Source organism: Rhodanobacter sp. Root561 (assembly GCF_001427365.1).
GTDB lineage: Bacteria > Pseudomonadota > Gammaproteobacteria > Xanthomonadales > Rhodanobacteraceae > Rhodanobacter.
Window position 1 is genome coordinate 219,205 of the sequence record NZ_LMGH01000013.1, and the last position, 23,757, is coordinate 242,961.

Sequence of the window (23,757 nt, forward strand, 5' to 3'; positions counted from 1 at the left end):
TTATGGCAACAACCAAATTCATCAAGCCGTACGTCGAACACGGTGAAAAGGCGAATGCAGTACGCAAGATCACTGTCTCGATTCCGCTGCATGTATTGCGGCGGCTTTCTGATTTGCGCACGCATCGTCAAGTGAACAATCTTCGGCACGCTACCAACAGTGACGTGTTGGTCGAAGCGTTCCTGCACGCTTTTACTGGGCAACCACTGCCAACTGATGAGGAGCTGAGACGAACCATGGCCACTGCCAAGAAACCCGCTGCAAAGAAACCGGCCGCCAAGAAGGCCGCCGCCAAGAAGCCCGCCGTGAAGAAGGTTGCCGCCAAGAAGGCTGCCGCCAAGAAGCCGGTAGCGAAGAAGCCGGCAGCCAAGAAGGTTGCCGCCAAGAAGCCGGCCGCCAAGAAGGCTGCTGCCAAGAAGCCGGCTGCTGCCAAGAAAGCTGCCGTGAAGAAGGTTGCGAAGAAGGCTGCGCCGAAGAAGGCTGCCGCCAAGAAAGCTGCACCGGCCAAGGTGGTGAAGGCCACCAAGACCGCCAAAGCCAAAGCGAAGAAGTAAGCCGACCCGCGTTACCCAACAATAAGACAAGCAATCGACTTCTCTCCCCGCGGTGCCCAGCGCGGGGAGAGCACTTCGAAAGATTCGTCCCGGCCTGGCCGGGACGCTTCGTTTCCGGCGACGGAAAAGTTTCCGGCGGGAGGCGCGGGGCCAGCTGGCCCGCATCGAGTCCGCGCCCGGCGAGTCGCCGGCGGGTGAGGCGTCTTTCCCCGGCGGTCCGGAATTCGCGCCATTTGCCGTGCTGTCCCATTGGAGTTACCTTCTGCACATCCGCGCCGCGGTGAATCCGGGGGATTCGTCGCTCCTGGGTGTACAGGGGGAAAAAGCGCGGGTATCTGTCGACACTCAGTGAGAGACCATGGATACCCGATACATACTAGATACGCGCCGGCATGCGCGCGGGGCCATTCGCCCCACCATGATTGCCATCATCGCCATCGTTGTCCTGCTTGCCGTAGGCGCGTGGTTCCTCATCATCAAGCCGCACCAGGATCTGGTGATGGCCGACTCGGGTGGCCATCCGTCCACGCCGGTTTCCACCGCAACGCGGGCGGCGCCGCCACCGGCCAACGTGGCGGCGATGGATTTGAACCAGTTGCTCGCCGAGGCTCGCACGGCCATGAACGAGCAGCGCTATCTGGCGCCGGCCGGCAACAATGCCTTCGAGTTCTACCTGCGCGTGCTGGAGAAGGAGCCGGGCAACAAGGTGGCGTCGGATGCCTTGCGCGAGACATTCCCGTTCGCTGCCAATTCGGCGGAGCAGGCGATCAACTCGCGTGACTTCAACGAAGCCCAGCGCCAGATCGATCTGCTGGCCAAGGCGGATCCGGCGAACTTCACGCTGACCATCCTGCGCTCGAAGCTGGATGCCCAGCGCAAGACCCTGGACAAGCAGCAGCAGTTGGCCCTCGACCAGGAGAAGGCGGCGCAGCTCGCTGCGCAGAAGGCGGCGGCGGACAAGGCTGCGGCCGATCAGCTGGCCGAACAGCAGAGGGCGCTGGCCGCCGAACAGCAGAAGGCGCAGCAGGCACGCACGGCGCAACAGGCCAGTCAGCCGACCTCGACGACGGCCAACGCCGCCGACTCGACCGGCGCTGCGGCAGCAGGCGCGGACCAGTCCGGCGCGAGCGGTGCCAACACCGCCGCCGTGCTGGTGAAGGCCGCTCCGGCACGCTATCCCACCGCGGCCATGCGCACACGCCAGCAGGGTTGGGTCGTGGTCACGTTCACCGTCGACCCCGACGGCAAGACCAGTGACGTGAAGGTGCTCGAGTCGCAGCCGCGCCATGTGTTCGACCGTGCGGCCATCGATGCCGTGGAGCGCTACCGCTTCACGCCGGCGATGAAGAACGGTGAGGCGGTGTCCAGCATCAAGCAGCAGCGGATCGAGTTCAAGCTCTGATCCGGAAGTGACCGATGGACTGGCGGCGCATGTTCTGCACGCGCCGCCTTTTTTTCGACCAGCAAAAATCCGGGGCCGTGAAGAAGGCGGCTGCGCGCGCCTTCTTCCATCGCGAGTCAGTCGGTGTGCGCACTCGCGCGGCGGGCACGGTCACGGCGTGAGCGGGTACCGCCCTCCGCGAAAGCCGCAAGCCCTCAGAGCCTGTGAAGAAAACCACTTCCTGTGGTTTTCTTCTATCGCACGTCCGGTACGCGCCCGGACGTGCTCACGCGAATCAGTCACTTGCGTGACCGATCCGCGTCCGGCCATCGCGCAACCGCTCCTGCGTTGCCTCAACTCGGGCATCCATGCCCTCGCGGTGGCCGGGCTTCGAGGTTGAAAAAATCACAACCTCTCAGTGCTTGCGTGCCGGCCGATGGCGCGCGCGTGGCTTGTGCTTCGGTTTCCTGGCCCTGGTTGGCGCGGCGGCCTTTGCCGGCCCTTCGATTTCGGCCCAGTCGACGTGTGGCAGGCCGAGCAGGCCGTCCAGCACCATCGGCATCAGTCCGCTTGGCGTGGGCCCGGTGGAGTTCCACAAGGTGACCACGCCGGCGCGGTACTTCGGGAAGAAACCGATCATGGTGCGGTAACCGGCTACGGCGCCGGCGTGATAGATCAGGGTTTCACCGCCGTATTCGTACACGCGCCAGCCCAGCGCGTAGTGGGCATCGGTGAGCCGGGCGCGACGCCAGGGCGTGGCGTGCAGTTCGCTGGGCGTGGATACGCCCGGAGCATGCAGGACGTCGAGCAGCGAGGTCGGCAATACGTCCTGGCGTCCGCCCATCTGCGCGATCAGCCATTTCTCCATGTCGCGGATGCTGGCGTTGACGCCGGCGGCGGGCGCCACGCGGTAGTAGGTCTCGTTCGGATCGAACGGGATCCAGCCGCGGCTGCTGCCACGATGCGGCCGTGCCCAGCTCTTGCTGGATTCCAGGGCGGCGCGTCCATAGCTCGCAGTGGTCATGCCCAACGGGTAGAAGATGCGCTTGTCGACCTGGTGATAGAAGAAGTCGCCGGTGCGCGCGAGTACCACGTCGCCGATCATGCTGAAGGCGACGTTCTGGTAGCCGTAGCACTGACCGACGCCGCAGACCATGTCGACCTCGTCCAGCTTGCGCACCAGCTCCTCGTAGGACGTATCGCCTTCGAGCATGTTGTCGTAGGTGTTTCGCGGCAGCCCCAGTCGCTGCCCCAGGATGTCGCCGACGGTGGCCCGTGCGGCAGCCTGCATGTCCTTCAGCTTGAAGTACGGCAGCACGTCGAGCAGTTTCGTGTCCCAGCCGAGCTTGCCGTCATCGACCAGCAGGCCGGTCATCGCGGTGGCGAAGGCCTTGGACAGCGATGCCAGGCGGAACACGGTCTGCGGCGTGACCGGGTCCTTCGTGGTGGCATCGGTGTAGCCGATCGTGCCCTCGTAGGCCACCCTGCCGTCGATCACCACCGCGGTGGCGAGTCCGGCTACCGCATCGCGCTGCGCGACGCGATTGAGCCAGCGCTGGTAGTCCGCAAGGGTCTGCTTGACGCGTGCCGCCGGCAACTTCTGCGGCGTCTGACCCACGCTGGTGGGCGCTGGCGCCGGTGCGGCGGAAGAGGGCGCTGCCTTCGCGCAAAGCGGCGCACAGGCCAACCCGAGAGCGCCTGCGACCAGCAGGAAGAGCTTATGAAACTGCATGGTATTCTGATCTGGTTCCGGCGTGGGGATGCGCCTCAGGGTGGGGAATTTGTCTATGGGTCTGATCATTGTTCTGATTGTCGTCGTTCTGATTGTCTTGTACTTCGTGGCGATCTACAACGGACTGGTGACTTCGCGCAACGGCTACAAGAACGCGTTCGCGCAGATTGACGTGCAACTGACGCGCCGACATGACCTGATACCGAACCTGGTCGAGACGGCCAAGGGTTACCTCGCCCACGAGCGGGGTACCCTCGAGGCCGTGGTGCAGGCGCGCAACGCGGCGGTGAACGGGCTGGCCGGTGCCAAGGCCAAGCCGGGTGACGCGGCTGCGATGCAGCAGCTGGCCAGCAGTGAAAATGCTTTGACACAGACTTTGGGTCATTTGTTCGCGCTGCAGGAGGCCTATCCCGACCTGAAGGCGAACCAGACCATGATGCAGCTATCCGAGGAGCTCACCTCGACCGAGAACCGGGTGGCCTTCGCGCGGCAGGCGTACAACGATTCCGTGCTGACCTACAACAACAAGCGTGAAGTGTTTCCCGCCTCGTTCGTGGCCAACAGTTTCGGTTTCGCTGCCGCCGAATCGTTGAAGATCGAGAACCCCGCCGTGCGCGACGTGCCGAAGGTTTCCTTCAGCTGATCGCTGCTGCGTCGTGGCGCACGCCACGGCGCAGATCCGGGAGTCTCCATGGATTTCTTTGCGCAGCAGGCTCGCGTGCGCAGCAGCAGCCGGCGCCTGGTCGTGCTGTTCGTGCTGGCGGTGGCCGCCATCGTGGCGGCGATCGACGCCGTGGTGTGGTTGGTGCTGGGTCATCATCCGGCGAACGGCGAGTCGGCGCGATCGAACCTGCCGCTGCTGTTAGGCAGTAGCCTGGCGGTGGTCGCCGGCATTGGCCTCAGTTCGTTGTTCCGCATCAGGAGCCTGTCCGGCGGCGGGAGGACGGTTGCCGAACGCGTGGGTGCGGTGGTGGTCCCCGCCAATGCCCGCGACCCGGCATTGCGCCAGCTGCGCAACGTGATCGAGGAAGTGGCGATTGCAGCCGGCGTGCCGGTGCCGGACATCTACCTGCTGGCGGACGAGCTCGGCATCAATGCGTTTGCCGCGGGCTATTCGGCATCGGACGCCGCGGTGTGCGTGACCCGCGGTTGCCTGGACCAGCTCACCCGCGATGAATTGCAGGGCGTAATCGCGCACGAGTTCAGCCATGTGCTGAACGGCGACATGCGACTGAACATCCGGCTGATGGGCCTGCTGTTCGGCATCCTGGTGCTGGCGATCGCAGGGCGTCGGGTGATCGGGTTCGGCGGCGGCCGCAGCAGTCGCCGTGGCGGTGGCGGGCAGGTGGTGCTGATCGGGCTGGCGCTGATCGTGGTCGGCTACATCGGCTACTTCTTCGCGCGGTTGATCCAGGCTGCGGTGTCGCGTTCGCGCGAGGCGCTGGCCGATGCCTCGGCCGTGCAGTTCACCCGCCAGACCGACGGCATTGCCGGCGCGCTGAAGAAGATCGCGGCGCTCGGCGATGGCTCGCGCCTGCAGATGGCGAACAAGCAGGAGGTGGCACACATGCTGTTCGGCGAGGCCGGCCGTTTCAATGCGCTGTTCGCCACCCACCCGCCGCTGCTGCAGCGCATTCGTGCACTGGAGCCGGGCTTTCGCGAAGAGGAACTGGTCCGGATTGGCGTGGCGATGCAGCGCGCGGCCATGCGAGCCGCGGCCAGCCCCTTGTCGGCATCGGCACCGGCTGTGGCAGCGATGCGTGCCGGGGTCATTCCCGGAGTGGCGATTCCTCCCGTCGTGCCGGCGCTGCTGGCTGGCGCGCCGGCGAGCGCGGGCATGCCGGCCAGCGGACAGTTCCAGCGCGCCGCCGCATTGCATCAGGCGCTGCCCGTCCGCTTGCGGGAAGCCGTGCGGCAGCCCGAGCCGGCGCTTGCCGTGGTGCTGGCGCTGGCCGCCTCGGCGGCCGAACCGCAGCCGTCGCAACGGCGCATCATTGCCGATGCCTTTGGCGACGACGTGCATCAGGCGGTGCGGAACTTCGCCGCCGAAGTGGCGAAGCTGCCGCCGATTGCCCGGCTGCCGCTGGCCTCGCTGGCCTTTCCCGCGCTGAAGCAGCTGCCGCCGGCGCGTCAGCAGACCTTGCAGAACACGCTTAATGCGGTGGTCAATGCCGATGGCCGGGTTGACCTCAACGAGTATTGTCTGGCCCGGCTCCTGCGTCTGCAGTTGCGCGAGGCGCAGCAGCCCCGACGAGCGCCGGTCTATGGTGCGAAGAAGCTGCCGGCTTGCCGCGCCAGCGTGATCATGGTTTGCGCCGTGGTTGCTGCGGGCGGTTGTTCCGACGAAGCCGGCGCGCGGCGCGCCTGGCTGGTGGCGATGCAGAGCGTTTTCCCCGGCGAGGCGATCGAATGGACGCCGCCGCCAGCGGCCTGGCAGGCGCCGTTCGAGCGCGCGCTGGATGATCTGGACGACCTCCTGCCGATCGCCAAGGAGCTGGTGATCCAGGCTCTCGTGGCGGCAATCAACGCCGACGACCTGGTCAGCGTGGAAGAAGCCGAACTGCTGCGCGTGATCTGCGCCAGCCTGCACTGTCCGGTGCCGCTCGGTGACGAGGTGAATCAGGCCGCTGTCTGATTCGCGCCGCTTCCCGCCAACAACGCACTTGCCCGCTCAGCGATCATGATCGTGGGCGCATTGGTGTTGCCGGTGGGAAGCGCCGGCATCACCGAGGCATCGACCACGCGCAGGCCGTCGATCCCGCGCACGCGCAATTCGCTGTCGACCACCGCGTGATCGTCGTTGCCCATGCGGCAGGTACCGACCGGGTGATAGATGGTCTCCGCCTTGCGCCGGATGAAGTCGGTGTATTCGGCGTCGGTGTCGATGCGGCGTTCGGGAAACACCGGGGCGCCACGATGGGGCGCGAACGCGGGCTGGTCCAGGATCTCGCGCGACAGCCGCGCGGCCTCGATCATCAGCTTCAGGTCATGGCCTTCCGGGTCGCCCAGGTAGTTCGCGTGGATCGCGATCGGTTGCGCCGGATCAGCCGAGTGCAGGCGCAACCGGCCGCGGCTGCGCGGGTGCAAGTAACAGGCGTGCAGCGTATAGCCATAGCCGGGCAGGCGGTGGCGGCCGTGATCGTCGAGCAGTGCCGGCACGAAATGGAACTGCAGGTCGCAACGCTCGTCGCCGGCGAAGCGGCTGCGCACGAAACCGCCGGCCTCGGCCACGTTGGAGCTGCCCGGTCCGTCGCGGTGGCGCAGCCAGCGCAGGCCCGCGGACAGTTCGTTGAGGTGGTCGTAGCTGATCCGGGTCGCATTGCCATCGAGCGTGCAGATGTCCAGATGGTCCTGCAGGTTGCCGCCGACGCCGGGCAGGTCCGCCTGCACCGCGATGCCGTGGTCGCGCAGGTGATCGGCCGGGCCCAGTCCCGACAGCATCAGTAATTGCGACGAGTTGATCGCGCCCGCGGCGAGGATCACCTCGCCGCCCTCGATCCGTTCCGTTCCGTGCCGGCCGCGGCGCAACTGCACGCCGACGGCGCGGCCATTTTCGATCAGCACGCGCTCGACCAGCGCGCCCGTGCGTACCTGCAGATTGGCGCGACTGCGCACCGGTTTCAGGAACGCCGCCGCCGTCGAGCAGCGGGCGCCGTCACGCTGGGTGACCTGGTACAAGCCGAAGCCGGCCTGGCCGACACCATTGAAATCGTCGTTGCGCGGATGCCCCGCACTGGCGGTCGCCTCGATCAGCACCCGTGACAACGGGTTGACGTGGCGAAGATCGGATACGCCGAGCGGACCGTGCATGCCGTGCAACGGGCTTTCGCCGCGGCTGTTGTCTTCGCTGCGCACGAACCAGGGCAGCACCTCGTTCCACGACCAGCGCGGGTCGCCAGTGACCCGGACCCATTCGTCGTAATCGGCGGCGACCCCGCGGATGTAGCACATCGCGTTGATCGAGCTGGAACCGCCCAGCGTCCTGCCGCGCGGCCACCACAGTCGGCGCTGGTTGAGCGCAGGCTCCGCTTCGGTGCGGTAGTTCCAGTTGAGGCGGCGATTGTTGGCCAGCCGCGCGATGCCGGCGGGCATGTGGATCAACGGGTTCCAGTCGGTCGGGCCCGCCTCCAGCAGCAGCACGCGCGTGGCCGGATTGGCGCTGAGCCGGTTGGCCAGCACGCAGCCGGCCGAGCCGGCGCCGACGATGATGTAGTCATGGCGATTCATCAATCTGCTGCCCCCGAAGAGTGGACATGGTCGCGTGCTAGGCTTGCCGCGCCCCACGCCGGATGTGCGAAGTGAGTCTGTATCGTCGGACCATGGTGAAACAAGCTGCAGCGCCGATGCTCTCCGCATTGGCGTTCTTCTTCGTGATGACTTCGTATTACATCATCCGGCCGGTGCGTGACCAGTTGAGCGGCGCGGTCGGCTCGCAGTCGCTGCCGTTGTTCTACGGCGCGGTGTTCGTGGTGATGCTGCTGATGACGCCGCTGTTCGGTGCCCTGGTGGCGCGCTTCCCGCGTCGCCAGCTGCTGGGCTGGAGCTACAGCTTCTTCATCGTGTGCCTGCTCGGGTTCGTGCCGGCCTTCATGGCGCAGGACCGGATCGGTGCGCGCGAACTGGGCGTGGTGTTCTTCGTCTGGGTCAGCGTGTTCAACCTGTTCGTGGTGTCGCTGTTCTGGAGCTTCATGGCGGACATCTTCTCCAGCGGCCAGGCGCGGCGCGTGTTCTCGCTGATCGCGCTGGGGGGCATGGCCGGTGCGATCTTCGGGCCGCTGGTGACCAAGCTGCTGGTGCACCTGATCGGCGTCGCGCCACTGCTGCTGGTGTCGTCGGTATCGTTGACCGCGTCGATGATCCTGTTGCTGCGTCTTTCCGCCAATCACGATCGGCAGCCCGGCAGCCGGGGCGACGAGGTGATCGGCGGCTCGTTGTGGGCCGGAATCAAGCAGCTGTGGTCGCATCCCTTCCTGCGCTACATGGCCTTGCTGATGCTGTTTGGTGACGGCATCGGCACGCTGGCGTATGCGATGGTGGCCGATTACGCCAAGGCGAATTTCGCCGATGCCGTGGCGCGTACGGCGTTCTACAACAATCTGGATCTGGCCACCAACCTGCTTGGCGCAGCCTTGCAGCTGAGCATCACGCCGTGGCTGCTGGTGCGTCGCGGCGCCGGCTGGGGGCTGGTCGTGCCGTCGCTGGTGAATCTGGTTTTGCTCGCTGCGGTGGCGCTGATCGGCAGCGGCAGCGTTTCGTTCTTCGGCTACAGCGTGCCCTTGCTGCTGGCGGTGATGCTGGTGATCACGCGCGGCTTTGCCTATGGCATGACCAAGCCCGCGGTGGATGCGTTGTATACGCGGGTGCCCCGCGAGATGCGCTACAAGGGCAAGAACTTCGTCGAAACCGCGGTGTGGCGCTTCGGCGACCTGGTGGTGACCAGCGCGGTGAGCTGGTTGCGAATGCTGGGCTGGGGCATCGGCGGACTGGCCCTCGCCGGCGCGGGTGTGGCGGCGCTGGCGACGCTGGTGTCCCGCCGTGCGGGCTGGTCGCCCGACCTGGAGCCGGAAGAAAAAGTGCGCGCGAACGCGGATGCGAAAGCATCGCTTTGAGGCGGTGCTCTCCCGAATCTCAGCTGGTGATGTAGCGCTCCAGATGCTCGATCTGCTCGGCCTGCGCATCGATCACCGCCTTGACCAGGTCACCGATGGAGATCACCCCGACCACCGTGTCGCCTTCGACCACCGGCAGGTGGCGGATGCGGCTGTCGGTGCACAGGCGCATGCAGTCGAATACGTCGGTGTCGGGGCCGACGGTGAGCGGGGTGCCGGTCATGATGTCGGACACCGCGGTCTGCGAAGAGGAGCGGCCCTGCAGGATCACCTTGCGCGCGTAGTCGCGCTCGGACATCACGCCGACCAGCTTCTCGCCATGCATCACCAGCAGCGCGCCGACGCGATGTTCGGCCATGTGCTTGATCGCTTCGAGTACGGGGGTTTCCGGTGCAACGCGGTAGATCGCATTGCCCTTGCCTTGCAGCAGATGTTTGACCTGACTCATGCGCGGATCCCCATTCGGCTACGGACGGGCTGTCCGGTGCCGAGTCTAGCGCCGCCTTCGTTCGCGCGTGTAGTGAAGTTGTGAATCGCGGCGCGCAGCAGGAAGCCCGTGGCCGCCGCCGGATTCAGCGGCCCCGGCGTGGCGGATGTGCAGGGGCCTGGCCCTCGACGTAGCCGGTTCCGCCCAGCTGCATCATCTGTTGCTGGATCCAGTTCGTCCGGCGTTGCACGTAGGCGCTTGGCCGGTCCGCGTGCATGCGGCGAGGGCTGGGCAGGACCGCAGCCAGGCGCGCGGCCTGGGCCGGCCCCAGTCGTGCCGGCGTAGTGTGGAAATAGACATCGCTGGCGGCACCGACACCGTAGACGCCATCACCGAACTCGGCGATGTTCACGTACACCTCGAGGATGCGCTGCTTGGGCCAGGTCAGCTCGATCAGCACGGTGAAGTACGCCTCAAGCCCCTTGCGCACGAAGCTGCGGCCATTCCACAGGAACAGGTTCTTGGCGGTCTGCTGGCTGATCGTGCTGGCGCCGCGCAGGCGCTTGCCGTCATCGGCGGCATCGAGGGCGTCCTGGATCGAGTCGAGGTCGAAGCCGTGGTGATAGGGAAACTTCTGGTCCTCGCCGGCTACCATCGCCAGCGGCACCCATGGCGAAACCTGCCTCCACGGCACCCAGTGATGGCGCAGGTGGAAGTCCTTCTCGCCATGGATCAGGGCACCGAGCTGCCGTTCCAGCATGACGGCCGAGGTCCATGGCGGCACGAAGCGCAGCACCAGCACCAGCAGCCAGCTCAGCGCCAGCCAGCCGAGCAGCAGAATGGCGAGCGATCGCAGCAGGCGACGAAGCAGGGGATGGCTGAACAAGGCGGGCATGACTGGCAGTATAAGGGGCGTTGTGCGGGCGCCATGGCGACCCCATCTCGGCCGATTGAATCGAAACGGAATCACCGCCTGTGGAAAACCTGCCTGTCGAAGACGTGTTGCATCGCTTCCTGCTGGAACGCGCCGGCGTGCGCGGGGCGCTGGTCCGGCTCGGACCGGCCTGGCGCGAAGTGGCCACGCGCGCGGAGTATCCGCTGCCATTACGCAGCCTGCTTGGCGAGGCGCTGGCGGCCAGCGCGCTGCTTACCGGCAACATCAAGCTCGATGGCGCGCTGTCGCTGGAACTGAAGAGCTCCGGCGCGCTGCGCCTGCTGTTTGCCGAGTGCAACGATCAGGGACACCTGCGCGGACTGGCACGCTGGAACGAACCCCTGCCTGCTCCGCTGGCACTGGACGCATTGTCCGACGCGATCATGGCGATCACCATCGGCAACGTGGATCGCGGCCAGCGTTACCAGGGCCTGGTCGAATTGCGGCACGCCGGTCTGGCCGATTCGCTGGAAGACTATTTCGTGAAGTCCGAACAGTTGCCGGCGCGCATCGTGCTGGTCGCCGATGGCGAACACGCCGTCGGGCTGATGCTGCAGAAGATGCCCGGTGAGGGTGGCATCGACGCCGTGCACGACGAGGATGCGTGGAACCGCGTGCGGCAGCTCACCGCGACCCTGGGCGTGGAGGAGTTGCTGGGCGTTGCGCCGGAGCAGCTGCTGTACCGCCTCTATCACGAGGAGTCGGTGCGCCTGTTCGAACCCCGGCCACTGGCATTCGGGTGCAGCTGCAGCCGCGAACGGGTGACGGCGATGCTGCGTTCGCTGGGTCGCGAGGAAGTGGAAGCGGCCCTGCTGGCCCGCGACAACGAGATCGAGGTGATCTGCGAGTTTTGTGCGCAGCGCTACCACTTCGACCGCATCGATGCCGAGCATCTGCTCAGTGAAAGTGCGGCGCCGGCGGCGCCGGATACCGCCCAGTGAACTGCTTCAGGCCAGCAGCAGGGGCTTGTCCGCACTGAGCCACGTACTGGCCGGTTGCGGCCGGGCGAACAGGAATCCCTGGCCGTAGCGGCAACCCACGCGCATCAGCGCCTGGCGTTGCGACTCTTCCTCGATGCCTTCGGCGATCACCTTCATCTGCAGCGAGTCGGCCAGCACCTGGATCGCGCGCACCAGTGCCAGGCCCTGGGTTTCGGTGTCGTCCGGCGGCAGCTCGGTGATGAAGGAGCGATCGATCTTCAGCGTCTCGAACGGATACTGGTGGAGATAGCTGAGCGAGGAATAGCCGGTGCCGAAGTCGTCCAGCGCGATGCCGACGCCGTGGCTGCGCAGGTTCTGCAGCATCTGCTTGACCTGGGTCGGATTCTCCAGCAGCGCATGCTCGGTGACCTCGATGCGGATGCAGCGGGTGGGCACGGCGTACTGGTTGAACAGCGCCAGCAGGCGCTGGTCGAGATCGGCCACCCGGAAGTGCCGGCCGGACACGTTGATGCTGATGAAGCCTTCGGTGCCGATCAGGCGCACGGCCTGGGTGCACACCTGCTCGAAGATCTGCCAGTCGATTGCCTCGGCGCAGCCGCATTCCTCGGCGATCAGCAGGAAATCGCCCGGCGACAGCAGGCCGCGTTCGGGATGATGCCAGCGCAGCAGCGCCTCGTAACCGGTGACGCGCCCGTCGGAGAGTTCCACGATCGGCTGATAGAACGGCTCGAATTCGTTGCGGCTGAGCGCGTGGCGCAGGTCGCTTTCCATGTCCAGCAGCGACAGCGCCTCGCGGCGCAGGCGGTCGTCGAACATCGCCGCGCGGTGACGGCCGCCATCCTTCGCGTTGTACATCGCCGCGTCGGCGTCGCGCAGCAGCTCCTCGGGCTGGCGGTAATGCGGGCTGGACAGTGCGATGCCGATCGATGCCGAGGTGAAGATCTCCTTGGTGCCGAGCCGGAACGGCGTCTGCAGTTCGCTGATGATGCGATCGGCGATCAGCATCGGCTTGGCGGTGTCCACGATGCCCTCCAGCAGCACGGCGAACTCGTCGCCGCCCAGCCGCGCCACCACGTCGCGCGTTTTCAGGCAGGCGCGAATCCGGCCACCCACCTGGAACAGCAGGTCGTCGCCGACCAGGTGCCCGACCGAATCGTTGATCACCTTGAAGCGGTCCAGATCGATGAACAGCACCGCGAACTGTTCGTTCGGACTGGCGATGTAGCGCTGCATTGCCTGTTCGAGGCGCTGCAGCAGCAGGGTGCGGTTCGGCAGGCCGGTCAGCGAGTCGTGCAGCGTCTCGTACTTCAGCCGGCGCTCGACGCGCTCGCGCTCGGCGATCTGTTCACGCAGGTCGCGATTGGCCAGTGCAAGGGCGCGGGTACGCTCGGTGACGCGGCGTTCCAGCCCGGCGTAGGCCTGCTTCAGCGAGGTTGCCGCCTGCTTGCGTTGCAGCGCGTTGGCGATGTGGTAGCTGACGAAGGTCAGCAGTTCCTGGTCGCGCTCGTTGTAGGTGTGTTCGGGCGAGTAGCTTTGCAGCGCCAGCACGCCGGTCGCCTTGCCGCCCCAGATCAGCGGCACGCCAAGCCAGCACACCGAGCGGGTGCCGAAATGGCTGATCTCGCCGAGCGCGCTGAGTCGCTCGATCTCGGCCGGCGATGCCAGCAGCGGCTTCGCGTGGCGCAGCACGTATTCCGTCGCGCCGCGACCATGCGCCCGTGGTGGGCGCACGTTGTCGATGTCGTCCACCGAATACGGGAAGGTGAGCTGCCCGCTTTCCTCATCGACCAGGGCGATGTAGAAATTGCGCGCGTACAGCAGGCCGCTGATCACCTGGTGGGTTGCGGCGTAGAACTTCTCCAGGCTTTCGGCGGTGTTGGCCAGTTCCGCGATGCGGAACAGCGCCGCCTGCAGGCGTTCCCCGCGCTGCCGCTGCAGCACCTGCTGGCGCAGCACACGGTTGGCCTCGCGCAGCGCCGCCGTGCGGTCGGTGACGCGGCGGCCCAGTTCGATGTGCGCCTCGCGTCGCTCCAGCGCCGTCTGCACGTGCTGGGCTACGTAGTTGAGCAGGTCCAGGTCGTGCCGCGAATAATGCGTATCCGGCCGGTAGCTCTGCATCACGATGCCGCCGACCACGCGACCGGCACGCAGCAGCGGGGCACCGAGCCAGTGCTCGCAGCTGGGGCCGACCAGCACGAAGCGGTCGCCGAACTGCTGCCTCAGTTCGTCGATGGAACCCATCAGCGGCCGGCCTTCCTGCAACAGGTTCCAGGTCAGGCTGTGCAGCAGCTCGTGCATCGGCACGCTCTGGTCCGGCGGCGGCGGATCGGTGTCGGCGATGTCGACGTAATAGGGGAAGCGGACCGTGTCGGTCGCCGCGTCGTACAGCACGATGTAGAAGTTTTCCGCGTACATCAGGCTGCTGACGATGGCATGCAGCGAGCGCATCATCTCGGGCATGTCGTGCCCTGCGCCGGCCTGTTCGGCGATGGCGTAGAGCGCGCGTTGCAGGCGCTCGGCCAGGGCCAGGCGCGAAATGGCCTCGTACAGGCGGCTGGTTTCGGCAAGCTGGCGCAGGCGGATGTCGGCCAGCCGACCCAGCCACTCCAACTGGTCGCGCGTGACATCGGCCAGCGGCAGGTCGGCCCATTCCAGGATCAGGGTGCGCGAACCTTGCGGATCTTCGGCGAGGTCCAGCTGGCCGGCCAGGTGCGCGACCTGTTCGTCCCGCCGCCGCCAGCGCAGATGTCCCTGGACACCGAAATGGGTCAGCACCAGCTCGCAAATCTCCATCACGCCGGCGGCATCCGCCGCCTCGAACAGGCGTTCGACCGCCGCGTGCAGGGCCGCAGCGTCTCGCGACACCGGTGGTGACGAAGAGGGGCGGATCGTCGGTGTGGCGCTCATGAGGCTAAAGGCTGCTTCCGGGACGACCTGGTTGAGCCGGGACGACACGCCTTTATATCGTGTAAGCCCGCTTCGCCGCTAGCGCCGAGCCGGGGAACCCCGGCGCGGGTCAGGGGTCGAATGTCCTCGCCGAGTCCCAATATGTGCGTTTCGGCAGCTTTTCAGGGTGTTAGTAAAACGTAAAACGGGGTACACTTGCACCCAATCACGCTTTCGCTCGAGTGAGTTACCGGTTTCCGACCATGCGCCGCCTCTCCGCCCTCCTGCTGACCGTTGCGTTGCCGCTTGCCGCGGCCGGTCAGTCCGTGGGTGCCGACAACAGGATGGCCGATGATCTGCTGGCGCAGCCGGCGGCCTCCGCCACCCAGGCGGAAGCGGGCATGCTGGTGCCGCTGTGGCGCACGGCCGATGGCCACGTGCTGTCGCTGAAGACCGATCGCAGCAGCACGGCCGAAACCATGGCCAGTCATTCTCCGCTGGCCTTGCGTGTGCTGGACGGCTCCAGTGTGACCAGCACCGGCGTGGAATACGGCCTCGGCCCCCGCTTGCAGGCGCATGCCGAGGTGAGCGAGCTTTCCTGGACCCATCCGGGGCAGCGTCTGCGCGGCAGCGAAGTGGGCGCCACCTATGCGACCGGCCGCTACAGCGTGGGCGTCAGCGTGGGCACCAACAGCGCACCGAACGCGGGCAATGTGTTGCCGCGCGTCCTGCCGGGCGCGGCGCCGGGCGTGGATGGCCTTTCCAGTTTTGACAACAGCGCGCAGCTCAATGCCCGCGGCCGGCTCGCACTGGGCAGCAAGAGTGGCATCGATCTGGGTGCCAGCGTCGGCCGCATCCACCTGCTTCCCGGCAATCTGCTCGGCGTCGATACGCTGGACCAGAAGGTGCTGAGTTTCGGTGTCGACCACGGCTCGTTGAGCGGTGTGCTGACGGGTCGCACGATGCAGCCGCAAGTGGCCATTCCCGGCGACCTCAACGCCGATCGCCGCTGGAACAGCATCGATCTGGGCGTGACCTGGCGCCTGCCGTGGCGCGGCTCGCTGAGCGTCGGCGCGCAGAACCTGTGGTCCTCCGGTACGCCGGCCAACACGCCGGTGGGTCCCGAGCCGGACCAGTCGCGTACGCCGTACGTGCAGTACCACCAGGATCTCTGAGCGGCGCGGCAGCGCTCGTCGCAGCCAGAACAGAAACGCCGTCGCTTGCGCGACGGCGTTTTCATGTGGGCGTGGCGGGCTGGGCCACGCCCGGCCTGTTCAGTCCTGCCGACGCACGCGCAGGTCACCGCTGAAGGTCTCGACGTTGATCTTGCCCTGGCCGTTGCCCAGGCGGGCATCGAGCGAACTGCCCGGGCCGTGTTCGGGCTGCGTCGCCGTGCCGAAGTCGCTGCGCAGATTGCCGCTGAAGCTGGTGGCGTGCAGGCTGGCGTCCGTGCTGGCGGGGACCTGCAGCTGCACGTCGCCGCTCATGCTGTCGATATCGATGCTGCCGCCGGCGGTCAGCCCGCCGTTCAATTGCACATTGCCCGACACGGTGCTGAGCGTGAGTTTCTGCCACGGGCCCCCGCTGGCCTGGATGCGTCCGGAGATGGTTTGCAGCTCGACCTGGTTGCCGAGCGAGGGAGCAAGGATGTCGCCGCTGACGGTCTGCAGTTCGACCTTGTCCGCATGCCCGGCCTGCTCGATGCCGCCGCTGACGCTGTCCACCGTCAGCGAGGGCGTGCGGGCATTGATGCGCGCCTTGCCACTCACGGTGTTGACCTCGATGCTGCCGCCGTCCATGCCGTCGATCACCAGCGGTGCGCTGATCACGTCGACCTCGAGCGAGGCGGCCCTGGGCACGTGCAGTTCCAGCGTGGTGGCGGACATGTTGTTGTCGCCGCCCCAGTTGAACCAGCCGCCGGAGCTTCCCTTGGGTTCCACCTTGATTTCCAGGTGGTCCTTGCTGCCGGTGATCGCCAATGGCTTGGCGCCCTCGCCGAGGCGGCCGCTGACCTGCACCTCATTGCGATCCCAGGCGATCACGTTCACCGTGCCGGCGACATTGCTGATGCTGACCCTGGCGTTAGCCGAGGCATCGTGGTGCAGGTTGATCGGCGTGTCGGCCAGGGCCTGGCCGATGCAGAAGCACAGCAGCAACGGAAGATAGCGTGCGGTTTTCATGCTTGTTCCTTGATGTATCAGCCGGACTGGTTGGCCAGTTGGCGAAGTTGGGATTGTTGCTGTTCGGTGCGGCCGAGCAGACGTTGCAGCGCGAGCGAGTCAGGCGCCTGCCGGATCGCCAGTTGCAGTTCCATGCGGGCGGCATCCAGTTCGATGGCGGCGCCGCTGAGCCGTGGGTCGGACGGCTTCCACGAGGTGGTATTCGTGGCGACCCGGGTGGTGACGATGTCGGCCGGGCCGCGGGTGGCGTGCCAGCCGATGCCGGCGGCCAGCAGCAGCGATGCGGCGAGTGCCGCGCCGAACAGCCAGCGTCGCCGATGCGCGAGGGCATGGCTGCCTGCGCTTCCTTCGCGGTGTTCGGCCTGATCGAGCGCCGAGTCGATGCCCGCCCAGAGGTCGCGCGATGGCGACACCGGCTGGCGCAGTTCGCGCATCTGTCGACGCCATTCGAATTCATTCATGAGCTTTCTCCCAATACCTTGCGCAGCAGGCCGCGGGCGCGGTGCAACTGCGCCTTCGAGGTGCCCACCGCCATGCCCAGTTCGGCACCGATTTCCTCGTGCTTCCAGCCTTCGACGTCGTGCAGCACCAGCACCGCACGGGCCCGCGGCGGCAGCTTGCCCACGGCATGTTCCAGCTCCTCGCGCTCGGCGGCGCAGAACGGCGTGCTGCCGGCGTCGGGCAGGTCTTCCTCGTCCATCATGCTGACCGGATCGGCGCCGCGGGCGCGGATGTCCATCAGCGCCACGTTCACCGCCAGCCGGTACAACCAGGTGCCGAACGCGCTTTCATGGCGGAAGCCTGGCAGTTTCTGCCACGCGCGGATGAAGGCATCCTGGGTGAGATCCTCGGCGCGCGCATGGTCGTAGCCGGCGAGCCGGTATACCGCGCCGTGCACCCGCCCCACGTGCAACTGGTACAGCCGTTGAAACGCGCGGCGGTCGCCGGCAGCCGCGGCGCGCACGTCATCGCTGTCGTTGGTTCCCGCTGGGGCAGGCGACATGGTGCTTCCGAGAGCGGGGCAGGCGGCGTTCATCTTGCCAGCTTGGATGCGCCACCGCGCGAAAGGGTTTGAAGCCGCGCGGGCAGGCCGTGGCGGCCCGCCCGCGATCGGTCAGTTCAGGACGCCGCTGCTTCGCGGCGCGGCTGGTCAGCGGCGCTGTCCAGTGCGTCGGCAACCCGCTGCTGCTCCCGCTGCAACGACTCGGGCAGGCGCGGGGCGAAGGTCTGCAGGTAGTCGCCGATGGCGGCCAGTTCGGCCTGCCAGCCGGCCTGGTCCACGTCGAGCAGTTCGTCCAGTTGCGCCTGGTCGAGCTTGAGGCCGTCCAGCTTCAGCTCGCCCTCGGCCGGCAGGATGCCGATCGGCGTCTCCACACCGCTGACCCGACCTTCGGCGCGATCGATCATCCATTCCAGCACGCGCAGGTTGTCGCCGAAGCCTGGCCACAGGAACTTGCCGTCGGCGCCCTTGCGGAACCAGTTGACGTGGAACACCTTCGGCAGCTTCGCGCCTGGCTGGTCGAACGACAGCCAGTGCGCGAAATAGTCACCGTAGTGATAGCCGGCAAACGGCTTCATCGCCATCGAGTCGCGGCGCAGCACGCCGACCGCGCCGGTGGCGGCGGCGGTGGTTTCCGAACCCATTGCGGCGCCCATCAGCACGCCGTGCGTCCAGTCGCGCGATTCCATCACCAGCGGCAGCAGCGAGGGGCGACGACCGCCGAACACGATCGCGCTGATCGGCACGCCCTGGGGCGCCTCGGCCATTTCCGACCAGGTCGGGCATTGCTTCGCGCTGACCGTGAAGCGGGAGTTGGGATGCGCGGCCGGGCCATTGGCCGGGTCATGCGGACGCCCCTGCCAGTCGGTGACCGGCGTGCCGGGCAGGCCTTCCCACCACGGCTGGTTGTCGGCGGTGACGGCCACGTTGGTGAAGATGGTGTCGTGCGAAATGCTCTTCAGCGCATTCGGGTTGGTGGCGTTGCTGGTGCCCGGCGCCACGCCGAAGAAACCCGCTTCCGGGTTGATCGCATATAGCCGTCCATCCGCCCCGGGACGCATCCAGCAGATGTCGTCGCCCACGGTCCACACCTTCCAGCCGGCTTGGCGGTAGCCTTCCGGCGGAATCAGCATGGCGAGGTTGGTCTTGCCGCAGGCGGAGGGGAACGCGGCGGCGACGTAGTGCGTTTCGCCCCGCGGGTTCTCGATGCCCACGATCAGCATGTGCTCGGCCAGCCAGCCTTCCGTGCGGGCCTGGTTCGAGGCGATGCGCAGTGCGTGGCACTTCTTGCCCAGCAGGGCGTTGCCGCCGTAGCCCGAGCCGTAGGACTTGATCGACAGCTCGGCCGGGAAATGCATGATCCAGCGACGCTCGGGGTCGAGTTCACCCTTCGAGTGCAGGCCCTTGACGAAGCTGCCCTCGCGCTCGATGCGCGCCTGCGCGGCGGCGCCCATGCGGGTCATGATCTTCATGTTGGCGACCACGTACGGGCTGTCGGTGATCTCCACGCCGCAGCGCGACAGCGGCGAGTCGATCGGGCCCATGCAGTACGGGATCACGTACATGGTGCGGCCTGCCATGCAGCCGTCGAACAGGGCGTCGATCTTCGCGTGCGCCTCGGCCGGGTCCATCCAGTGGTTGTTCGGGCCGGCGTCTTCCTGGTTCGGGTGGCAGACCAGGGTGAGGTGCTCGACGCGAGCCACGTCCTTGGGGTGGGAGCGATGCAGGTAGCAGCCTGGATGGGTTTGCTGGTTCAGCTCGATCAGCGTGCCGTCGGCCAGCATCTGCTGCACCAGGGATTGATATTCGGCATCCGAGCCGTCGCACCAGTGAATCTCCGCGGGGCGGGTCAGGGCGGCAACTTCATCGACCCACTGCGCGAGCGCTTCCAGCTTGCTGGCCATCGTGTCCTCTTGAGGTTTTTTCAAAAAGTGATCTGAAACGGTAGTTTGCAGGCACTGGTATTGCAAGGTTTCATGCAACAAAAACGGCGCCAGATGGCGCCGTTCGGGGCTTTCCGCGGCTTCCTGTTCAGGCCGGAATCAGGGTCGCGATCATGTGTTCGACATAGGCGTCGAACTCCTCCAGGTTCAGCCGCGGCAGCCCCAGGGTGAAGTTGAGCTGCAGGAAACCGACATAGGCGGCGTAAGTCAGCCGGGCCCGGTTCAAGGCCTGCGGCGGCGGCAGGCCGGACTCGCGGTAGGCCGTGTTGAGGAACTCCATCCGCCGCTGCGACACGCGCGCCATCACCGGTACCACCTGGGGGTGATCCAGCGCCTTCAGCAACGCGGCATACACGCGGTGCGGCTGCAATTCGTGGGCAACCCGGCGGAACAGTTCAGGCAGACGCTTGCGCGGGTCGCTGATCTGTTCGATCTGGCCCAGCACCTCGCGCTCGCCGTACTGTTCCCAGCGTTCCAGCGCCGCATGCAGCAGCGCTTCACGGGTGCGGAAATGCCAGTAGAAACTGCCCTTGGTGACGCCGAGCTGGCGGGCGAGAGCCTCCACCGCCAGCGCGCCCACGCCCTGCTCGGCGATCAGCTGCAGGGCGGCAAGTTCCCAATCTTCGGCTGACAGCCGGGTACGTTCTGGCTTGCTGCTGACATTCATGTCCGTATGGTAGCCAGACGCCGTGCATTTGTAATGTGTGTGGGCGCCGAACCCGGGCGCGCGGCGACCAACTCGCGCTGGCGGCACGGTTGACGAGGTTCGTCGAGGCAATCCATACTCTTACGTATGGTTCAGAGTGATCGCCACCCCGCTGCCCGCTCCCGCTTCTCCGTCGCCGACCTGGATCTGGCGGTGGAGACACGCCATGCCGATGGCGATCCCGGCCTGCTGTTTGCCCATGGCTTCGGCCAGACCCGCCATGCCTGGACGGGCGCGGCGACGGCGCTGGCCGATGCGGGCTGTCGCTGCGTGACATTCGACAGCCGTGGTCATGGCGAAAGCGACCGGGTTCCCCACGGTGTCGGCTATCACATGGACCAGTTCGCCGATGACCTGCTGCGCCTGGCCCATGCACAACCGCAGCCGCCGATCCTGGTGGGCGCGTCGATGGGCGGCCTGCTCGGCATGGTGCTGGCTGGCGAGATCCATCCTTCGCCGTTTCGCGCCCTGGTGCTGGTCGACATCACCCCGCGCTGGGAAACCGCCGGCGTGGAACGCATCCTGGCCTTCATGCAGGCGCACCCGGACGGCTTCGACAACTACGCCGACGCGGCCGAGCAGATCGCCGCGTACCTGCCGCAGCGACGCGAGCGCAAGAGCGAACAGCAGCTGCGCCCGTTGTTGCGCGATGGCGTCGACGGCCGGCTGCGCTGGCACTGGGACCCGGCCCTGCTGGCGGGCGACCTGGTGCAGGAAAGCGAGCGCTACCAGCCGCGCCTGCAGGCCGCCGCGATGAAGATTTCCGTGCCCGTGATGCTGCTGTCCGGCGCCCGCAGCGACGTGGTGTCGCGCGCCACGGTCGACGAGTTCCTGCAACTGGTGCCGCACGCCGAACACGTCGAGTTGCCGCACGCCACGCACATGGTGGCCGGTGACGCGAACGATGCCTTCACGCGCGAGGTCGTGCGCTTCGTGCAGAGTCTTGATTCATTACCCGTCGGCCGGCTCGCCGCCGCCGTTCAATCGCAATGAGGTGTTGAGATGTCCGTGCTACTGACCCTGCTGGCGGCGCTGATTGCCACCGGCGCCTGCGCCTACCATCGCACCAGCCTGCGCACGTGGGCGATCGCCACCATCGTCACCACCCTGGTGGTCGGCCTGCTGGTGCATGCGCCGTGGACCACGGCGATCTTGCTGATCATCGAACTGGCGATCGCCGTACCGCTGCTGCTGGTCGACTTCCGCCGCAAGCAGGTCAGCGCGCCGCTGCTGAAAATGTTCGCCAGGGTCACGCCGAAACTGTCCGAGACCGAGCAGACCGCGCTGGAAGCGGGCACGGTGGGCTTCGAGGGCGAGCTGTTCTCTGGCAAGCCGGACTGGCACGAGCTGCTGAAGCAGCCGAGGCCGGAACTCAGCGTGGAGGAGCAGGCCTTCATGGACGGCCCGGTGGAAGAGCTGTGCGGCATGATCGACGACTGGCAGATCACCCACGAGCTGGCCGACCTGCCGCCGAACGTGTGGGACTTCATCAAGAAGAACCGCTTCTTCGGCATGATCATCCCGAAGCAGTATGGCGGCCTGCAGTTCTCCGCGCTGGCGCATTCGGCGGTGCTGCAGAAGCTCAACAGCATGTCGGCCACGGTCGCCTCGACGGTGGCGGTGCCCAACTCGCTGGGGCCAGCCGAGCTGCTGCTGCACTACGGCAGCGACGAGCAGAAGAACCACTACCTGCCGCGCCTGGCGGTGGGCGAGGAAATCCCGTGTTTCGCGCTGACTGGCCCGTACGCCGGTTCGGATGCCACCTCGATCCCGGACACCGGCATCGTCTGCAAGCAGGTCGTCGACGGCGTCGAGACGCTGGGCATCAAGCTCACCTTCGACAAGCGCTACATCACGCTGGCGCCGGTGGCCACCGTAGTCGGCCTGGCCTTCCGCATGTTCGACCCGGAGCACCTGTTGGGCGACAAGGAAGACCTCGGCATCACCCTGGCGCTGCTGCCGCGCTCGACGCCGGGGCTGGAAATCGGCCGTCGCCACTTCCCGCTGAACGTCCCGTTCCAGAACGGACCGGTGCGCGGCAAGGACGTCTTCGCGCCGCTGTCGGTGCTGATCGGCGGCCCGCAGATGGCCGGCCACGGCTGGCGCATGCTGGTCGAGTGCCTGTCGGTGGGTCGCGCGATCTCGCTGCCGTCCAACGCCACCGGCGGCATGCGCGCCTCGGCGCTGGCCACCGGCGCGTACGCGCGCATGCGCAAGCAGTTTGGCCTGGCCGTGGCCCGCTTCGAGGGTGTCGAGGAGGCGCTGGCGCGCATCGGCGGCCTGACCTATGCCACTGCGGCGCTGTCGCGCGCCACCGCGGCCGCGGTTGATCGCGGCGAGAAGCCGGCGGTGCCGTCGGCGATCGCCAAGTACCACGCCACCGAATGGGCGCGGCAGATCGCCAGCGACACCATGGACGTGCACGGCGGCAAGGCGGTGCAGCTGGGGCCGAGCAACTATGCCGGGCGTGGCTGGTCGGCGGTGCCGATCGCGATCACGGTGGAAGGCGCCAACATCATGACACGCAGCCTGATGATCTTCGGTCAGGGCGCGATCCGCTGCCATCCGTACGTGCTGAAGGAAATGCAGGCGCTGTCGATCGCCGATCGCGGCGAGCAGCTGAAAGTGTTCGATCGCCTGCTGTTCAGCCACATCGGATTCGGCATCTCCAACGCGGTGCGCAGCCTGGCGATGGGCCTCAGTGGCGCGAGCATCGGCGAGACCGCAGGTGACGCTTATACGCGCCGCTACTACCGCAAGCTCGACCGTTACTCCGCCGCGCTGGCGCTGTGCGCCGACGTGTTCATGGGCGTGCTCGGCGGCAAGCTGAAGTTCAAGGAGAAGCTGTCCGCGCGCCTGGGTGACGTGCTCAGCTACCTGTACATCGCCAGCGCCATGCTCAAGCAGTACGAGGACAACGGCCGGCCGGAAGCGGATCGCCCGTTCCTGGCCTGGGGTTTCCACCAGTGCATGTGGCTGATCCAGAACGCGCTGGATGGCGCGATCCGCAACTTCCCGGTGCGCCCGGTGGCGTGGCTGCTGCGCGTGCTGGTGTTCCCGCTGGGTCGTCGCGAAGTGCCGCCGTCCGATCGGCTGGGTCGCCGCGTGGCGGCGCTGCTCACCGCGCCGAACGAGGCGCTCGATCGCCTCACCGACTGGGTCTACACCACGCCCACGGCGAACAACACGATCGGCCGCATGAAGGCGCTGCTGCCCGACGTGATCGCCGCCGAGCCGGTCGACCGCAAGTTCGGCAAGGCGCTGAAGTCGGGCCAGTTCAAGTCACATGACTACCTAGGCCAGCTCGCCGAGGCACAGCAGGCCGGGGTGATCTCCGAGGCCGAAACGGACTTGCTGCGCCGCGTGCGCGAGGGCGTGTTCGAGTTCATCTCGGTGGATGACTTCGACACCGACGAACTGCGCGCATTCAAGATCCGTCCGCAGAATTCGGCCGGCCAGTAAGT

At 66.7% G+C, this 23,757-nt stretch carries 20 protein-coding genes; 10 read left to right on the forward strand and 10 right to left on the reverse strand.

Features of this window, described 5'->3' with window-relative positions:
- Window positions 1–2 precede the first annotated feature (2 nt).
- The 3 genes from metJ (at window position 3) to ASD55_RS18485 (ending at window position 2,117) form a co-directional block, all read left to right on the forward strand.
- Window positions 3–554 (forward strand): met regulon transcriptional regulator MetJ, encoded by a 552-nt coding sequence (gene metJ, locus ASD55_RS18940; protein WP_082542781.1) that lies wholly within the window; start codon window positions 3–5, stop codon window positions 552–554.
- A gap of 358 nt (window positions 555–912) precedes the next feature.
- Window positions 913–1,956, forward strand: a complete 1,044-nt coding sequence (locus tag ASD55_RS13245; protein WP_056766775.1) for an energy transducer TonB — start codon at window positions 913–915, stop codon at window positions 1,954–1,956.
- Between the two features lie 14 nt (window positions 1,957–1,970).
- Entirely contained in the window at window positions 1,971–2,117 is a 147-nt protein-coding gene (locus ASD55_RS18485) for a hypothetical protein (protein ID WP_157599004.1), read from the forward strand.
- A gap of 233 nt (window positions 2,118–2,350) precedes the next feature.
- On the opposite strand, the gene ASD55_RS13250 is transcribed toward ASD55_RS18485, so the two are convergent.
- On the reverse strand, window positions 2,351–3,667 hold the full coding sequence (locus ASD55_RS13250; protein ID WP_056766777.1) for a serine hydrolase domain-containing protein: 1,317 nt from the start codon (window positions 3,665–3,667) through the stop codon (window positions 2,351–2,353).
- Between the two features lie 55 nt (window positions 3,668–3,722).
- On the opposite strand from ASD55_RS13250, the gene ASD55_RS13255 reads away from it, so the two are divergent.
- A complete protein-coding gene (locus ASD55_RS13255) occupies window positions 3,723–4,310 on the forward strand; it encodes a LemA family protein (protein WP_056716280.1) in 588 nt (195 codons plus the stop codon).
- A gap of 48 nt (window positions 4,311–4,358) precedes the next feature.
- The gene (locus tag ASD55_RS13260; RefSeq protein WP_056766779.1) at window positions 4,359–6,302 is read left to right on the forward strand and encodes a M48 family metallopeptidase; all 1,944 of its coding nucleotides are present in this window, start codon (window positions 4,359–4,361) and stop codon (window positions 6,300–6,302) included.
- Here the strand turns inward: ASD55_RS13260 and ASD55_RS13265 are convergent.
- The gene (locus ASD55_RS13265) at window positions 6,287–7,894 is read right to left on the reverse strand and encodes a choline dehydrogenase (protein ID WP_056766780.1); all 1,608 of its coding nucleotides are present in this window, start codon (window positions 7,892–7,894) and stop codon (window positions 6,287–6,289) included. The two genes, ASD55_RS13260 and ASD55_RS13265, sit on opposite strands and share 16 nt — an antisense overlap.
- 116 nt (window positions 7,895–8,010) lie before the next feature.
- On the opposite strand from ASD55_RS13265, the gene ASD55_RS13270 reads away from it, so the two are divergent.
- Complete coding sequence (locus tag ASD55_RS13270) at window positions 8,011–9,276, forward strand: MFS transporter (protein WP_056766781.1); 1,266 nt, start codon at window positions 8,011–8,013, stop codon at window positions 9,274–9,276.
- Between the two features lie 19 nt (window positions 9,277–9,295).
- Here ASD55_RS13270 and ASD55_RS13275 read toward each other — a convergent pair whose 3' ends face one another.
- Complete coding sequence (locus ASD55_RS13275; RefSeq protein ID WP_007807618.1) at window positions 9,296–9,724, reverse strand: CBS domain-containing protein; 429 nt, start codon at window positions 9,722–9,724, stop codon at window positions 9,296–9,298.
- A 124-nt stretch (window positions 9,725–9,848) separates the two neighbouring features.
- A complete protein-coding gene (gene mtgA, locus ASD55_RS13280) occupies window positions 9,849–10,598 on the reverse strand; it encodes a monofunctional biosynthetic peptidoglycan transglycosylase (RefSeq protein WP_056766783.1) in 750 nt (249 codons plus the stop codon).
- An 80-nt stretch (window positions 10,599–10,678) separates the two neighbouring features.
- Between mtgA and ASD55_RS13285 the strand changes: the two genes are divergently transcribed.
- A complete protein-coding gene (locus ASD55_RS13285; RefSeq protein WP_082542782.1) occupies window positions 10,679–11,578 on the forward strand; it encodes an Hsp33 family molecular chaperone HslO in 900 nt (299 codons plus the stop codon).
- 6 nt (window positions 11,579–11,584) lie between these two features.
- Here ASD55_RS13285 and ASD55_RS13290 read toward each other — a convergent pair whose 3' ends face one another.
- A complete protein-coding gene (locus tag ASD55_RS13290) occupies window positions 11,585–14,485 on the reverse strand; it encodes an EAL domain-containing protein (RefSeq protein WP_056766787.1) in 2,901 nt (966 codons plus the stop codon).
- Window positions 14,486–14,727: 242 nt separating this feature from the next.
- On the opposite strand from ASD55_RS13290, the gene ASD55_RS13295 reads away from it, so the two are divergent.
- Entirely contained in the window at window positions 14,728–15,639 is a 912-nt protein-coding gene (locus ASD55_RS13295) for a hypothetical protein (RefSeq protein WP_056766789.1), read from the forward strand.
- Window positions 15,640–15,738: 99 nt separating this feature from the next.
- On the opposite strand, the gene ASD55_RS13300 is transcribed toward ASD55_RS13295, so the two are convergent.
- The 5 genes from ASD55_RS13300 to ASD55_RS13320 all read right to left on the reverse strand — a co-directional run bounded on the left by ASD55_RS13300 (window position 15,739) and on the right by ASD55_RS13320 (window position 20,254).
- Window positions 15,739–16,644: a DUF4097 family beta strand repeat-containing protein gene (locus ASD55_RS13300; protein WP_056766791.1), complete on the reverse strand. Its 906-nt coding sequence runs from the start codon at window positions 16,642–16,644 to the stop codon at window positions 15,739–15,741.
- 17 nt (window positions 16,645–16,661) lie between these two features.
- A complete protein-coding gene (locus tag ASD55_RS13305; RefSeq protein ID WP_056766793.1) occupies window positions 16,662–17,105 on the reverse strand; it encodes a hypothetical protein in 444 nt (147 codons plus the stop codon).
- Entirely contained in the window at window positions 17,102–17,647 is a 546-nt protein-coding gene (locus ASD55_RS13310; RefSeq protein ID WP_056716249.1) for an RNA polymerase sigma factor, read from the reverse strand. The genes ASD55_RS13305 and ASD55_RS13310 overlap by 4 nt, the downstream gene beginning before the upstream one ends.
- Before the next feature lie 116 nt (window positions 17,648–17,763).
- Window positions 17,764–19,572, reverse strand: coding sequence for a phosphoenolpyruvate carboxykinase (GTP) (locus ASD55_RS13315; RefSeq protein WP_255357482.1), 1,809 nt, complete (start codon window positions 19,570–19,572; stop codon window positions 17,764–17,766).
- A 103-nt stretch (window positions 19,573–19,675) separates the two neighbouring features.
- Window positions 19,676–20,254 (reverse strand): TetR/AcrR family transcriptional regulator, encoded by a 579-nt coding sequence (locus ASD55_RS13320; RefSeq protein ID WP_056716244.1) that lies wholly within the window; start codon window positions 20,252–20,254, stop codon window positions 19,676–19,678.
- A 126-nt stretch (window positions 20,255–20,380) separates the two neighbouring features.
- Here ASD55_RS13320 and ASD55_RS13325 point away from each other — a divergent pair, with 126 nt between their 5' ends.
- Both ASD55_RS13325 and ASD55_RS13330 read left to right on the forward strand, forming a co-directional pair.
- Window positions 20,381–21,286 (forward strand): alpha/beta hydrolase, encoded by a 906-nt coding sequence (locus ASD55_RS13325; RefSeq protein ID WP_056766796.1) that lies wholly within the window; start codon window positions 20,381–20,383, stop codon window positions 21,284–21,286.
- A gap of 9 nt (window positions 21,287–21,295) precedes the next feature.
- Window positions 21,296–23,755: an acyl-CoA dehydrogenase gene (locus ASD55_RS13330; RefSeq protein ID WP_056766798.1), complete on the forward strand. Its 2,460-nt coding sequence runs from the start codon at window positions 21,296–21,298 to the stop codon at window positions 23,753–23,755.
- Window positions 23,756–23,757: the final 2 nt, after the last annotated feature.

What these genes read in the sequence shown, in the direction of transcription:
- ASD55_RS13295 (WP_056766789.1), top strand. Translation starts at nt 14,728, where the DNA reads ATGCGCCGCCTCTCCGCCCTCCTGCTGACCGTTGCGTTGCCGCTTGCC.
- ASD55_RS13245 (WP_056766775.1), top strand. Translation starts at nt 913, where the DNA reads ATGGATACCCGATACATACTAGATACGCGCCGGCATGCGCGCGGGGCC.
- ASD55_RS13250 (WP_056766777.1), bottom strand. Translation starts at nt 3,667, where the DNA reads ATGCAGTTTCATAAGCTCTTCCTGCTGGTCGCAGGCGCTCTCGGGTTG.
- ASD55_RS13320 (WP_056716244.1), bottom strand. Translation starts at nt 20,254, where the DNA reads ATGAATGTCAGCAGCAAGCCAGAACGTACCCGGCTGTCAGCCGAAGAT.
- metJ (WP_082542781.1), top strand. Translation starts at nt 3, where the DNA reads ATGGCAACAACCAAATTCATCAAGCCGTACGTCGAACACGGTGAAAAG.
- ASD55_RS13310 (WP_056716249.1), bottom strand. Translation starts at nt 17,647, where the DNA reads ATGTCGCCTGCCCCAGCGGGAACCAACGACAGCGATGACGTGCGCGCC.
- ASD55_RS13270 (WP_056766781.1), top strand. Translation starts at nt 8,011, where the DNA reads ATGCTCTCCGCATTGGCGTTCTTCTTCGTGATGACTTCGTATTACATC.
- ASD55_RS13255 (WP_056716280.1), top strand. Translation starts at nt 3,723, where the DNA reads ATGGGTCTGATCATTGTTCTGATTGTCGTCGTTCTGATTGTCTTGTAC.
- ASD55_RS13260 (WP_056766779.1), top strand. Translation starts at nt 4,359, where the DNA reads ATGGATTTCTTTGCGCAGCAGGCTCGCGTGCGCAGCAGCAGCCGGCGC.
- ASD55_RS13325 (WP_056766796.1), top strand. Translation starts at nt 20,381, where the DNA reads ATGGTTCAGAGTGATCGCCACCCCGCTGCCCGCTCCCGCTTCTCCGTC.
- mtgA (WP_056766783.1), bottom strand. Translation starts at nt 10,598, where the DNA reads ATGCCCGCCTTGTTCAGCCATCCCCTGCTTCGTCGCCTGCTGCGATCG.
- ASD55_RS13330 (WP_056766798.1), top strand. Translation starts at nt 21,296, where the DNA reads ATGTCCGTGCTACTGACCCTGCTGGCGGCGCTGATTGCCACCGGCGCC.
- ASD55_RS13265 (WP_056766780.1), bottom strand. Translation starts at nt 7,894, where the DNA reads ATGAATCGCCATGACTACATCATCGTCGGCGCCGGCTCGGCCGGCTGC.
- ASD55_RS13275 (WP_007807618.1), bottom strand. Translation starts at nt 9,724, where the DNA reads ATGAGTCAGGTCAAACATCTGCTGCAAGGCAAGGGCAATGCGATCTAC.
- ASD55_RS13300 (WP_056766791.1), bottom strand. Translation starts at nt 16,644, where the DNA reads ATGAAAACCGCACGCTATCTTCCGTTGCTGCTGTGCTTCTGCATCGGC.
- ASD55_RS18485 (WP_157599004.1), top strand. Translation starts at nt 1,971, where the DNA reads ATGGACTGGCGGCGCATGTTCTGCACGCGCCGCCTTTTTTTCGACCAG.
- ASD55_RS13290 (WP_056766787.1), bottom strand. Translation starts at nt 14,485, where the DNA reads ATGAGCGCCACACCGACGATCCGCCCCTCTTCGTCACCACCGGTGTCG.
- ASD55_RS13305 (WP_056766793.1), bottom strand. Translation starts at nt 17,105, where the DNA reads ATGAATGAATTCGAATGGCGTCGACAGATGCGCGAACTGCGCCAGCCG.